Annotated in this window: 11 protein-coding genes; 6 read left to right on the top strand and 5 right to left on the bottom strand. The window is 56.7% G+C overall.

The window, feature by feature from the left end; genetic code table 11:
* Positions 1-75: 75 nt before the first annotated feature.
* The 3 genes from ACTJI7_RS11755 (at position 76) to exoX (ending at position 1,754) form a co-directional block, all read left to right on the top strand.
* Positions 76-306 carry a DNA polymerase III subunit theta gene (locus ACTJI7_RS11755; protein ID WP_008500465.1) on the top strand — a complete coding sequence of 77 codons (231 nt, stop codon included), beginning with the start codon at positions 76-78 and terminating at the stop codon, positions 304-306.
* A gap of 110 nt (positions 307-416) precedes the next feature.
* The gene (locus tag ACTJI7_RS11750; RefSeq protein WP_192978701.1) at positions 417-1,067 is read left to right on the top strand and encodes a carbon-nitrogen hydrolase family protein; all 651 of its coding nucleotides are present in this window, start codon (positions 417-419) and stop codon (positions 1,065-1,067) included.
* Between the two features lie 24 nt (positions 1,068-1,091).
* Positions 1,092-1,754, top strand: a complete 663-nt coding sequence (gene exoX / locus ACTJI7_RS11745) for an exodeoxyribonuclease X (RefSeq protein WP_025756911.1) — start codon at positions 1,092-1,094, stop codon at positions 1,752-1,754.
* On the opposite strand, the gene ptrB is transcribed toward exoX, so the two are convergent.
* Together ptrB and ACTJI7_RS11735 are read right to left on the bottom strand one after the other, a co-directional pair.
* Complete coding sequence (gene ptrB / locus ACTJI7_RS11740; RefSeq protein ID WP_049138840.1) at positions 1,751-3,811, bottom strand: oligopeptidase B; 2,061 nt, start codon at positions 3,809-3,811, stop codon at positions 1,751-1,753. The two genes, exoX and ptrB, sit on opposite strands and share 4 nt — an antisense overlap.
* Positions 3,812-3,896: 85 nt before the next feature.
* Positions 3,897-4,547, bottom strand: coding sequence for a tellurite resistance TerB family protein (locus ACTJI7_RS11735; RefSeq protein ID WP_045260314.1), 651 nt, complete (start codon positions 4,545-4,547; stop codon positions 3,897-3,899).
* Positions 4,548-4,717: 170 nt separating this feature from the next.
* Between ACTJI7_RS11735 and purT the strand changes: the two genes are divergently transcribed.
* A complete protein-coding gene (gene purT, locus ACTJI7_RS11730; RefSeq protein ID WP_063155604.1) occupies positions 4,718-5,896 on the top strand; it encodes a formate-dependent phosphoribosylglycinamide formyltransferase in 1,179 nt (392 codons plus the stop codon).
* A 42-nt stretch (positions 5,897-5,938) separates the two neighbouring features.
* Here purT and kdgA read toward each other — a convergent pair whose 3' ends face one another.
* From kdgA to zwf, 3 genes are all read right to left on the bottom strand, one after another.
* Positions 5,939-6,580, bottom strand: coding sequence for a bifunctional 4-hydroxy-2-oxoglutarate aldolase/2-dehydro-3-deoxy-phosphogluconate aldolase (gene kdgA, locus ACTJI7_RS11725; protein WP_014884307.1), 642 nt, complete (start codon positions 6,578-6,580; stop codon positions 5,939-5,941).
* 39 nt (positions 6,581-6,619) lie between these two features.
* Positions 6,620-8,431 (bottom strand): phosphogluconate dehydratase, encoded by a 1,812-nt coding sequence (gene edd, locus ACTJI7_RS11720; RefSeq protein ID WP_041909456.1) that lies wholly within the window; start codon positions 8,429-8,431, stop codon positions 6,620-6,622.
* 234 nt (positions 8,432-8,665) lie between these two features.
* On the bottom strand, positions 8,666-10,141 hold the full coding sequence (gene zwf / locus ACTJI7_RS11715; RefSeq protein WP_028013613.1) for a glucose-6-phosphate dehydrogenase: 1,476 nt from the start codon (positions 10,139-10,141) through the stop codon (positions 8,666-8,668).
* Positions 10,142-10,499: 358 nt separating this feature from the next.
* On the opposite strand from zwf, the gene ACTJI7_RS11710 reads away from it, so the two are divergent.
* Positions 10,500-11,369: a MurR/RpiR family transcriptional regulator gene (locus ACTJI7_RS11710; RefSeq protein ID WP_028013615.1), complete on the top strand. Its 870-nt coding sequence runs from the start codon at positions 10,500-10,502 to the stop codon at positions 11,367-11,369.
* Positions 11,370-11,508: 139 nt separating this feature from the next.
* Positions 11,509-12,951, top strand: a complete 1,443-nt coding sequence (pyk, locus tag ACTJI7_RS11705) for a pyruvate kinase (RefSeq protein WP_028013616.1) — start codon at positions 11,509-11,511, stop codon at positions 12,949-12,951.
* Positions 12,952-13,092 lie beyond the last annotated feature (141 nt).

Genomic DNA, 13,092 nt, shown 5'->3' with positions numbered 1-13,092 from the left:
CGAGGATCATCCCGCTCTGCTTGTCATCGTCGCGCAATCGCGGTAACGTTGCCGCCGCAAAATAAGGAGAAGGTAATGAAGATCAATCTGGCCGCCCTTCCTCAGGACGAGATGGATAAAGTGAATGTCGATCTCGCTGCCGCTGGCGTCGCCTTTAAAGAGCGTTACAACATGCCCGTCGTGGCTGAAGTGGTGGAGCGAGAACAGCCCGCCCATCTGCGTGACTGGTTTCGCGAAAGGTTAATTGCCCACCGTCTCGCCTCGGTCAACCTCTCCCGCTTGCCGTACGAGCCGAAAGTTAAATAAGCTTAACGACTCGTTACACTTCCTTACGCGGAATCTGGCAGGATAAGAAAACCCTGATTAAATTAGGTGTACTCTTTAATCCCTGCGACTCTGTGTATAAGGAAGTCACGATGTCACATTGGAATATTGCGGCAGCCCAGTATGGCGGGCAGCATCACAGCGTAGATGACCATATTGCGCACCATCTCCGCTTTATTGCCGAAGCAGCACATCATCAGTGCGATTTGCTGGTTTTCCCGGAACTCTCATTAACCGGCCCGGGCGCGACGGCATTACCGCTTCCGCCCGAAGACGATCGACTACAGCCGTTGCTTGACGCCGCGCATTTTTACCGCATTACCCTCATTGCAGGGCTTCCCGTTGAACGAAACGGTCAGCGCCAGAAAGGCCTTGCGCTGTTTATCCCCTCTCGCGCTCGTATTCTGCGTTACCCTCAGGGGAGCGGCGCCAGCCTGGTGCCGGGTGATAAACAACTCACGATTATCGATGGGCAAAGCGATTCCCCGAATCTTGATCCGCAGGCAACGCTCTTCACCAGTTGCCAGTCAGTGAGCGATTACCGCTGGCGACAGTCCATCAATACCCTGCAGCGATTTGCGCACAGGTATGCCATCGCGGTGTTAATGGCAAATGCCGGCGCGGGCAGCGCGTTATGGGATGAAAAAGGCCAGCTGATCGTTCGGGCAGATAAGGGTGAGCTCCTGTTGACCGGCACGCGCAACGGACAGGGTTGGCAAGGCGATATCATTCCTTTAGGCTAAGCGTTTTAAGCTCAGGAGATTTTCATGCTGCGCGTCATTGATACCGAAACTTGCGATCTTCAGGGCGGAATTGTGGAAGTGGCCTCGGTCGACGTGGTTGATGGAAAAATCGTCAACCCGATGAGCCATCTGGTGCGTCCCGATCGTCCTATTAGCCCACAGGCCATGGCTATCCATCGCATTACAGAATCAATGGTGGCGGATAAACCCTGGATAGAAGACGTTATCCCGCACTACTACGGCAGCCCATGGTACGTTGCCCACAACGCCAGCTTTGACCGTCGGGTACTCCCCGAAATGCCCGGGGAGTGGATTTGTACCATGAAGCTGGCGCGTCGCCTCTGGCCAGGGATCAAATACAGCAATATGGCGCTGTATAAATCCCGCAAGCTCAGCGTCAGAACCCCTGAAGGGCTGCACCATCACCGCGCCCTGTATGACTGCTATATCACCGCTGCGCTACTCATAGATATTATGAACACATCGGGCTGGACGCCGGATGATATGGCAACGATCACCGGTCGCCCTGCGCTGCTGACGACGTTCACCTTCGGCAAATACCGCGGGAGAGCGGTATCGGATATTGCGGATAAAGATCCGGGCTATCTGCGCTGGCTGTATAACAACCTCGACAAAATGAGCCCGGAGCTGCGCTTAACCCTGAAACACTATCTGGGCGAAGCTTAACGCTGAACACGGCCTGGCAACGTATCCTGCGCCAGGCCTATCAAAAAGGCATACTCCAGGGCCACCCCTTCGTAGGATTTGAATCGACCCGATTTCCCCCCGTGCCCGGAGTCCATATCGGTACAGAGCAGCAGCAGGTTGTCATCGGTTTTCAGCTCCCGCAGCTTTGCTACCCATTTTGCCGGTTCCCAGTATTGCACCTGTGAATCGTGCAAACCGGTCGTCACCAGCATGTGCGGGTACGCTTTCGCTTCCACGTTGTCATACGGGCTGTACTCTTTCATATAGCGATAATAGGTTTCATCCTGCGGGTTGCCCCACTCCTCAAACTCCCCGGTCGTCAAAGGGATGGACTCATCGAGCATAGTGGTAACCACATCGACAAACGGGACCTGCGCAACAATGCCCTTAAAGCGATCGGGCCGCTGATTGATGACCGCCCCCATCAGCATCCCCCCCGCGCTGCCGCCCATGCCGAAGCAAAGCTGAGGATCGCCATAGCCTTGCTCAATCAGCGCATCGCAGACGTCGAGATAGTCGTTGAAGGTGTTTTTCTTTTTCAGGAATTTCCCGTCTTCATACCAGTGCTGCCCCAGCTCGCCGCCGCCGCGAATATGGGCAATGGCGAAAACAAAGCCGCGGTCGAGCAGGCTTAATCTGCTGCTGCTGAAGTCGGCATCCATGCTGGAGCCATAGGAGCCGTAGCCGTAGACCAGGATCGGATTTTTACCCTTCTGGAAATGCGTCTTATGATAAACGAGCGAAACCGGCACCTCCACGCCATCGCGCGCGGTGACCCACAGGTGTTCGCTGCGGTAATTGTCGGAATCAAAGCCCTTCACTTCGGTTTGCTTAAGCACCTGGCGCTGTCCGGTATCCATATCCAGCTCGAAGAGCGTATCCGGCGTGGTCATGGACGAGTAGCCGTAGCGCAGCCGGGACGATTCAGGTTCCGGGTTAAAGCCGATCCACGTGACGTAGGCCGGATCGTCGAACGCAATCCCTATCACCTCACGCGTTTTACGGTTGATCTGCCGGATACTGGTCAGCCCACGCTGGCGCTCCTCCACCACCAGCCAGTCGGTAAACAGCGTGAACCCTTCCAGCATCACCTGATCCCGCGCGGGAATGAGCACCTCCCACTTGCGCTCGTCGCGCACCTTGGTTTTGTACAGACCAAAGTTCTTGCCTTCACGATTCGAACGCAGATAAAAGCTGTGCTGGAAGTGATCCAGGCTGTACTCGTGGTCCTTGCGGCGCGGCAGGAAACAGAGCGGCTGGGCGTCAGGCAGTTCGGCATCCAGGAGCAGCACTTCCGAGGTGGTGGCGCTGGCGAGGAAGATAATCACATAGTGGCGCGAGGAGGTTTTATGCAGGCTGACATAAAACGTTTCGTCTTTCTCTTCATAGACCAGCTCGTCATCGGCTGAGTCCGTGCCTACGGTATGGCGCCACACCTGATAAGGCAGCAGCGTGGAGGCGTGCTTTTTAACGTAGTAGACCGTCTCGGAATCGTTCGCCCAGACAAAATCCGGGGAGACGTTTTCCAGCATTTCCGGATACCAGTTGCCGGTTTCCAGATTGCGAAAACGCAGGCCGTACTGGCGCCGGGAGAGATAATCCTCCGCCAGCGCCATGATGGTGTTGTCCGGGGAGATGGACATACCGCCCAGGGTATAAAACTCGCTGTGGGCGGCACGCTGGTTCGCATCCAGCAAAATGTCCCATTCATCCCACTCGGCGCTTAATACCGACTGTCGTTGATAGATGGGATACTCGTTGCCCGGCTCATAGATATGGCGATAGCGATAGCCGTTTTTGGTCCAGGGCGCGGAGATGTCGCGCTGGGGAATACGCTGCACCATTTCGTTCAGCAGCTGGTCCTGCAGCGCCTGCTGGCTGGCCATGACCCTGCGGCCATAGTCGTTTTCCTCGTGCAGGTAGTCGAGCACCTCTGGCCGGGAACGCGAATCGTCCCGCAGCCAGTAGTAGTTGTCTATGCGCGTATCGCCATGCGTGACGATCGCATAAGGAGTACGTCGGGCTTTCGGTGGCATGTCATCATTCTTTTAAGTTTTACACCCTATAAGGTTGGCAAAACCCGCGCATGATGCAAGCGAAACATGACCCCGGGAGCGCGAGTTAGCCCTGTAGCGCCTGTTTTTGTTCCCCGATATCTTTTTCTATCCCCTCGCGCACGTCCTGAGGGATCTTCAGCGCGTCGCCGAGGGCGTTAAGGTAGCTACGCTCCATAAAGTGATCGATATCTATGGCGGCACAGCTGAGAAAATAGAGTTCCAGCGCTTCTTCCTCATTTTTCACGCTCAGTGCCAGACGCTGCGGATCGAGCGGCTGTTCAATGGCCTGCGCCACCAGCGTTCTGCCCTGTTCTTCAACACCCGCCTCGCGCAGCTGCTGTTCGATAGCCGCTCTTTCATTATCATCAATATGCCCGTCGCTTTTGGCGGCAAACACCAGCGCAAGGATGAGCCGCTCCGTGCGCAGATCCAGCGGAGAAGTATGCTCCCCATAGTGAGGTTCATCGCGGTGCGCCGCTCGCACCCTGTCCTTATATTTGTTCCACAGCACGGTGCCGGCGATAGCGCCGCCCCCGGCCAGCAGCGCGCCGGTACCGTACTTCGCCAGCAGCTTGCGTGAGGATTTATTGGCAACCAGCAGCCCTGCCAGCCCACCGAGCGCCCCCGGTACCAGCAGTTTGCTTAGCCCCTGTTCGCCGGAACCAGACGTTTTCTGCCCTAACATGGATTGCAGTTGATTTAACCAGCCTGACATGGTTTCCCTCGCTTAACGGTTAACATGTTCTCCAGCGTAAGCGAGCAGGCGTCAGGAAATGTCCATCAAGCCTAAAGAAGCGCAAATTTCTGGTCTGCCCTTTTGCCGTGCGCAAGACAGACGCAAACGTTTTCGTTTATACTGCGCGCATCTTTTTCAGGGGGAATGTTATGACTCGTTTAGGAACCGCGCTGCGACCTGCGGCGACGCGCGTAATGCTGTTGGGATCGGGCGAACTGGGTAAAGAAGTCGCCATTGAGTGTCAGCGTTTAGGGGTGGAGGTGATTGCCGTAGACCGCTACGCCGACGCGCCCGCCATGCACGTCGCCCATCGTTCTTATGTGATTAACATGCTGGACGGTGATGCCCTGCGTACGCTCATTGCACGGGAGAAACCGGATTTTGTCGTGCCGGAAATTGAAGCTATCGCAACCGATACGCTGATCGCCCTTGAGCAGGAAGGCCAGCGCGTGGTGCCCTGCGCGAAAGCCGCAAAGCTGACCATGAACCGTGAAGGCATTCGCCGCCTGGCGGCGGAGGAGCTGGGGCTACCTACTTCAAGCTACCGTTTTGCGGGTGACAAAGCCGCATTCCTGCAGGCCGTTGAAGAGATTGGCTACCCGTGCATCATTAAGCCGGTGATGAGCTCTTCCGGGAAAGGTCAGAGCTTTATTCGCGACAGCAGCGCGCTGGACAGCGCGTGGGATTATGCGCAACAGGGTGGCCGTGCCGGTGCCGGTCGCGTGATCGTTGAAGGCGTGGTGAAGTTTGATTTCGAAATCACTCTGCTCACCGTCAGTGCCGTGGACGGCGTCCATTTCTGCGACCCGATTGGCCACCGCCAGGAAGATGGCGATTATCGTGAATCCTGGCAGCCGCAGCAGATGAGCGACCTGGCGCTGGAGCGTGCCCGGGAGATTGCCCGTAACACCGTTCTGGCCCTGGGCGGTTATGGCCTGTTCGGCGTGGAGCTGTTCGTCTGCGGTGACGAAGTGATCTTCAGTGAAGTCTCTCCTCGCCCGCACGACACCGGTATGGTCACGCTCATTTCGCAGGATCTCTCGGAGTTCGCCCTGCACGTGCGCGCCTTCCTCGGCCTGCCGGTTGGCGGCATCCGCCAGTACGGCCCGGCGGCGTCGGCGGTGATCCTTCCGAAGTTGACCAGCCAGAATGTGACGTTTGATAACGTCGAAGGCGCGGTGGGCGCAGGCCTGCAGGTCCGTCTGTTCGGCAAGCCGGAGATCGACGGTACGCGTCGTCTGGGCGTGGCGTTAGCCACCGGGGATAACGTTAACGAGGCCGTAGCAAGAGCAAAAGCGGCGGCTGCAAACGTTCAGGTAGCAGGATAAAAAAAACGGGCCGAAAGGCCCGTTTTTCATGCTGCATGTGGCTTACTGCTTCGCGCCTTCAACCGCTTCACGAGCCAGTTTCGTGATGCGATCCCAGTCACCCGCTTCCAGCGCATCCGCCGGAACCAGCCATGAGCCGCCGATGCACAGCACGCTTTTCAGCGCCAGGTAGTCGCGGTAGTTAGCCGGGGAGATACCGCCCGTCGGGCAGAAGCGTACCTGAGAGAAAGGACCGGCAATCGCCTGCAGCGCTTTGGTGCCGCCGTTCGCTTCCGCCGGGAAGAATTTGAACTCTTTCAGACCGTAGTCCATGCCCAGCATCAGTTCAGAAACGGTGCTGATGCCCGGGATCAAGGGAATGGTGCCTTCGGTCGCGGCCTTCAGCAGCGGCTCGGTCAGACCCGGGCTGATGGCAAACTGTGCGCCGGCTTCGGTCACTTCCGCCAGCTGCTGCGCGTTGAGAACGGTACCCGCACCGATGATGGCGTCCGGCACTTCTTTAGCGATGGCGCGGATGGCATCCATCGCGCAGGCAGTACGCAGGGTCACTTCCAGAACGCGAACGCCGCCCGCAACCAGCGCTTTCGCCATTGGCACAGCGTGCTCCAGCTTGTTTACCACGATAACCGGCACGACAGGGCCAGTGGTCAGGATTGCTTCTGCACTTGTTTTCCAGTTTTTCATCAGAGTTCTCTCTCGCCAGATCGTTAAAATCAAGTCGTCTTAAAACGTAATACAGGTTGCGCCCTGCTCCGCACCGGAGAGCTTCTCACGCAGCGCGCTGAACATTTCGCGTCCGGTCCCCACGCGCGATGCGCTCAGGTCAGGAATATGAGGCTGACGTGCCGCCAGCTCCGCGTCATCCACCAGCAGGGTTAACTCGCCAGTCTGGCCGTTCACGCGGATCATATCGCCGTCGCGCACTTTCGCCAGCAAGCCGCCGTCGTAGGCTTCAGGCGTGACGTGGATGGCGGAAGGCACTTTGCCGGATGCGCCTGACAGGCGGCCATCGGTCACTAACGCAATTTTGAAACGGCGGTCCAATAATACACCAAGTGGTGGCATAAGTTTATGTAATTCTGGCATGCCGTTCGCTTTTGGCCCCTGATGACGCACGACCACCACGCAGTCTTTATCCAGCAGACCGGCGTCGAAGGCAGGCAACACGTCGTGCTGGCTTTCAAACACTACCGCCGGGGCCTCGATAACCTGGTTCTCTTCCGGCACGGCAGAGGTTTTCATCACCGCGCGGCCAAGGTTGCCGCTCAGCACTTTGGTACCGCCGTGGTGGGAGAACGGTTTGTCGATAGTGGCAATCACCTGCGGATCAAGAGACGCGGTTGCCCCGTCGCGCCAGTCCAGCTCACCGTTGTTCAGCCACGGCTCCTGGGTGTAGCGCTGCAGACCAAATCCGGCTACGGTGTTCACGTCTTCATGCAGCAGACCGCCTTTCAGCAGCTCGCGCATCAGCAGCGGCACGCCGCCCGCGGCCTGGAAGTGGTTGATGTCCGCCGGACCGTTCGGGTACAGACGCGCCATCAGCGGTACCACGGAGGAGATATCGGAGAAGTCATCCCAGTTAATCAGGATACCCGCCGCGCGCGCCATAGCCACCAGGTGCATGGTGTGGTTAGTTGACCCGCCGGTTGCCAGCAGGGCGACGATACCGTTGACGATCACTTTTTCGTCGACCATTTTGCCCATCGGCATCCATTCATTGCCGTTTCCTGTCAGGCGCGTCACCTGACGGGCCGCGGCCTCTGTCAGCGCCTGGCGCAGCGGCGCGTCCGGCTGGATGAAGGACGAGCCCGGAAGCTGCATCCCCATAAACTCCACCACCATCTGGTTGGTGTTGGCCGTGCCGTAGAACGTACAGGTGCCCGGCGCATGGTAGGAGGCGGCTTCGGCTTCCAGCAGCGCCTGACGATCGGCTTTGCCTTCCGCATACAGCTGGCGGATACGCACTTTTTCTTTATTCGGCAGACCGCTGGCCATCGGGCCGGACGGCACGAAAATCGCAGGCAGATGACCAAACGACAGCGCTGCCATCACCAGGCCCGGGACGATTTTGTCGCACACGCCGAGATACAGCGCGCCATCAAACATGTTGTGTGACAGGCCCACAGCCGCAGACATCGCAATCACTTCGCGGCTCAGCAGCGACAGCTCCATACCATCCTGCCCCTGCGTCACGCCGTCGCACATGGCCGGGACGCCCCCCGCCACCTGCCCGACCGCGTTCACGCTGTGCAGCGCTTTACGAATGATGTTGGGATAGACCTCATACGGCTGGTGCGCGGAGAGCATATCGTTATAGGACGTGATAATAGCGATATTGTTACGCAACATGCTTTTCAGGGAGGCTTTGTCATCAGGCTGGCAGGCGGCGAAGCCGTGGGCCAGGTTACCGCAGGCCAGCTGGGAGCGGTGAACGGTGTTGCTTTTCGCCTGTTCAATGCGGGCGAGGTAGGCCGAACGGGTCTCTTTTGAGCGCTCGATAATGCGTTGTGTTACGCGTAACAATACAGGATTCATAAAAGCTCCTTTAATTTATCTGTCCGGGCTCGGGAGTTTACAAAGTCGCTGGCGGTTGTTAACAACGCTGAAACGCTTGCTGTCCGGAGCTCAGGGGCAAAATCACTTCCGGCAGTGTAATAAAAAAAGCCCCGCGGGTGAATCCACGCGGAGCTTAAAAGTATAAAAATTGTGCCACTAGCTGTGTTAGATCATGTTACCGGTAAAATAACACTTTCGGGCTAGTGGAATATCCTACTCAAACTCGTTCCAGGAGCGGCCATCGCGGGTGATCATCGCCACCGACGCCACAGGCCCCCAGGTACCCGCCTGATACGGTTTTGGCGCATCCTGATCGGCAGCCCAGGCTTCGGTGATGGAATCGACCCATTTCCACGCCTCTTCCACTTCGTCGCGACGCACGAACAGCGCCTGGATACCGCGCATGGTTTCCAGCAGCAGACGCTCGTAAGCATCCGCAAGGTGCGTCTGGTTGAAGGTTTCGGAGTAGCTCAGATCCAGCTTGGTGGTCTGCAGGTTGTGCTTATGATCCAGGCCCGGCACTTTGTTGAGGATCTGGATATCCACCCCTTCGTCCGGCTGCAGACGGATGGTCAGCTTGTTCTGCGGCAGCTCCTGCCAGGACTCTTTGAACAGGTTCAGTTCCGGGTTCTTAAAGTAGACAACCACTTCGGAACACTTCGTCGGCAGACGCTTACCAGTGCGCAGGTAGAACGGAACCCCCGCCCAGCGCCAGTCGTCGATGTCCACGCGGATGGCCACGAACGTCTCGGTGTTGCTGGACTTGTTCGCGCCCTCTTCTTCCAGGTAGCCTGGCACCTTTTTGCCTTGCGCAAACCCGGCAGTGTACTGGCCGCGAACGGTTTTCTCGCGCACGTTGGAGCGGTCGATGCGGCGCAGCGACTTCAGCACTTTCACTTTGGCATCGCGGATGCTGTCAGCCGTCAGGTCAGACGGTGGAGACATGGCAATCATGCACAGAATTTGCAGCAGGTGGTTCTGGATCATGTCGCGCATCTGGCCGGCCTGGTCAAAGTAACCCCAGCGACCTTCAATCCCCACCTCTTCCGCCACGGTAATTTCCACGTGGTCAATGGTACGGTTGTCCCAGTTATTCACAAACAGGGAGTTAGCGAAACGCAGCGCCAGCAGGTTCAGTACCGTCTCTTTACCGAGATAGTGGTCGATACGGTAGACCTGGCACTCTTCAAAGAACTCGCCCACCTGGTCGTTGATTTCACGCGAGGTAGCCAGCGACGTCCCCAGCGGCTTTTCCATCACCACGCGCGCCGGCTTGGCGTTCAGTTTGGCTTCGCCCAAACCTTTGCAGATGGCGCCAAAGGTGCTTGGCGGCATGGCGAAATAGTTAATGGTGACACGGTTTTTCTGATCCAGCATGGCACCCAGGCGGGAAAACGCGCTGACGTCATTAACGTCCAGGTTGCAGAAATCGAGACGACCGCTGAGGGTATCCCACAAACTTTCATCAATTTTTTCCTTCATGAAAGTTTCGAGCGCCTCGCGGACAACTTTGGTATAAGCGTCCTTGTCCCAGTCGGCGCGCCCAACACCCAGGATACGCGTATCCGGATGAATTTGGCCCGCTTTCTCCAGTTGATACAGGGAAGGCAGCAATTTTCGGCGTGCAAGATCGCCTTTCGCGCCGAAAATGACCAGGTCACATGCCTGGGCTGTTTGCGTTACCGCCATGTCATTCTCCTCAGTTGGATCACCTGGTGCTTCTGCCAGGTATCGTTGTAATTTTATTACAATGCACTGTACTGCTTTTACGTCATTCCCGAAACCATTAGCGCTTATCGTCTCGTGCGATACGGCGATTTTTCGCCATTCAGCCGATTATGGCGACGTAATGACGCAACAGCCGTCGATAATTTGCGCAACAGGGTCATAGCAAAACCCGACATCGATCAAGTAATGAAAAAAAACAACAACATTATCTTGTCGACTGTTACCCTTTAGGGAAGCCACAGGGGTAATATCGGCTAATCGAATCAAGATTTCATCAATGAGTGAAATCGTTTCCACCCCCATGAGCGCCTTGTTAACAATGAACATGCTTGAAAAAATCCAGTATCAACTGGAACACCTTAGCAAATCCGAGCGAAAAGTGGCTGAAGTCATTCTGGCCGCGCCCGCTCAGGCGATTCATTCAAGCATCGCCGCTCTGGCTCAGGAAGCGGGCGTCAGTGAACCGACGGTCAACCGCTTCTGCCGCAGCCTGGAAACGCGCGGCTTTCCTGATTTTAAACTGCATCTGGCACAAAGTCTGGCAAACGGCACCCCCTATGTTAATCGTAATGTGGATGAAGACGACAGCGTAGATGCCTATACGGCAAAAATATTTGAGTCGGCCATGGCCACGCTCGATCACGTTCGTCAAAGTCTGGATATGAGTTCAGTAAACCGCGCGGTGGATTTACTCACCCAGGCCAAACGCATTGCATTCTTCGGTCTTGGCTCGTCAGCCGCCGTGGCGCACGACGCCATGAATAAATTCTTCCGCTTTAACGTGCCGGTTATTTATTCCGATGACATTGTGCTGCAACGCATGAGCTGTATGAATTGCAGTGAGGATGACGTCGTGGTACTGATTTCGCACACTGGCCGCACCAAAAGCCAGGTTGAGCTGGCGCAGCTGGCCCGTGAAAACGATGCCATGGTAATCGCCCTCACCACCGCCGGCACGCCATTGGCGCGGGAGGCGACTCTCGCCATTACCCTGGACGTGCCTGAGGATACCGACATGTATATGCCAATGGTGTCCCGTCTGGCGCAACTCACGGTAATCGACGTGCTGGCGACCGGATTTACCTTACGCCGGGGCGCAAAATTCCGAGATAACTTGAAGCGAGTCAAGGAAGCGCTGAAGGAATCGCGTTTTGATAAAGAATTGCTTATAAAGAGCGATGTTCCCTGAAAGTAGATAACGAAGACGTAACCCATAATTAGATGTAACGATTTTCGGCATTCGGCCCCCTCTTTGCTGCCTTGCGGTAGATGAAGGTCGATTCAATGTTCACGCAACACCAAAGTTGTTTCAGTCAACGGAGTATTACATGTCCAGAAGGCTTCGCAGAACCAAGATCGTCACCACCTTAGGCCCGGCCACCGATCGCGATAATAACCTCGAAAAAATTATCGCCGCTGGCGCCAACGTGGTGCGTATGAACTTCTCTCACGGTACGCCAGAAGACCATAAATTGCGTGCCGATAAAGTGCGTGAGATCGCCGCTAAGCTGGGCCGCCACGTCGCTATCCTCGGCGACCTGCAGGGTCCAAAAATTCGTGTATCAACCTTTAAAGAAGGTAAAGTTTTCCTCAATATCGGCGACAAATTCCTGCTGGATGCCAACCTCGGCAAAGGCGAAGGCGATAAAGAGAAAGTCGGGATCGACTATAAAGGCCTGCCGGCTGATGTGGTACCTGGCGATATCCTGCTGCTCGACGACGGTCGCGTCCAGCTGAAGGTGCTGGAAGTTCAGGGGATGAAAGTGTTCACTGAAGTCACCGTCGGCGGCCCGCTCTCCAACAATAAAGGCATCAACAAACTGGGCGGCGGCCTCTCTGCGGAAGCCCTGACCGACAAAGACAAAGCGGATATCGTAACGGCGGCCCAGATCGGCGTTGATTACCTGGCGGTCTCCTTCCCACGCTGTGGCGAAGATCTGAACTATGCGCGCCGTCTGGCCCGTGACGCAGGCTGTGATGCCAAAATCGTCGCTAAGGTTGAACGCGCGGAAGCCGTGTGCGATCAGGATGCGATGGACGATGTGATCCTCGCCTCTGACGTGGTGATGGTTGCCCGTGGCGATCTGGGCGTGGAAATCGGCGACCCTGAACTGGTCGGTATCCAGAAAGCGCTGATTCGTCGCGCACGTCAGCTGAACCGCGCGGTGATCACTGCCACCCAGATGATGGAATCCATGATCACCAACCCAATGCCAACCCGTGCGGAAGTCATGGACGTCGCTAACGCCGTGCTGGACGGTACCGATGCGGTGATGCTGTCAGCGGAAACCGCGGCGGGCCAGTATCCGGCAGAAACCGTGGCCGCAATGGCGCGCGTCTGCCTGGGCGCGGAGAAGATCCCAAGCATTAACGTCTCCAAGCACCGCCTGGATATCCAGTTCGACAATGTAGAAGAAGCGATTGCGATGTCCGCCATGTATGCGGCCAACCATCTGAAAGGCGTTACGGCGATCATCACCATGACCGAATCTGGCCGCACCGCGCTGATGACCTCTCGCATCAGCTCCGGCCTGCCGATTTTCGCCATGTCACGCCACGAGCGTACGCTGAACCTGACGGCGCTGTACCGCGGTGTTACCCCGGTACACTTCGACAGCACCAATGACGGCGTAGCCGCGGCGCACGATGCCGTAAACCTGCTGCGCGATAAAGGTTACCTGGTGTCTGGTGATATCGTCATCGTGACGCAGGGTGACGTGATGAGCACCATCGGCTCAACCAATACCACGCGCGTACTGACTGTAGAGTAAGATCCGATCCCCTCTCCCCTAAGGGGTGTACGGTCCGGGGACATAGTGAACACTTGTTCGGGGACATGGTAGACACTTACAACTGAGGCATAAGAACCCGTTTATGGAGTCGCTTATGCCCTGGGATGCGAGAGATACCAT

Origin of the sequence: Enterobacter sp. 22499, from assembly GCF_052044815.1 — a bacterium.
In the GTDB taxonomy this organism is placed as follows: domain Bacteria; phylum Pseudomonadota; class Gammaproteobacteria; order Enterobacterales; family Enterobacteriaceae; genus Enterobacter; species Enterobacter bugandensis.
This window is presented reverse-complemented; position numbering and strand designations above follow the sequence as displayed.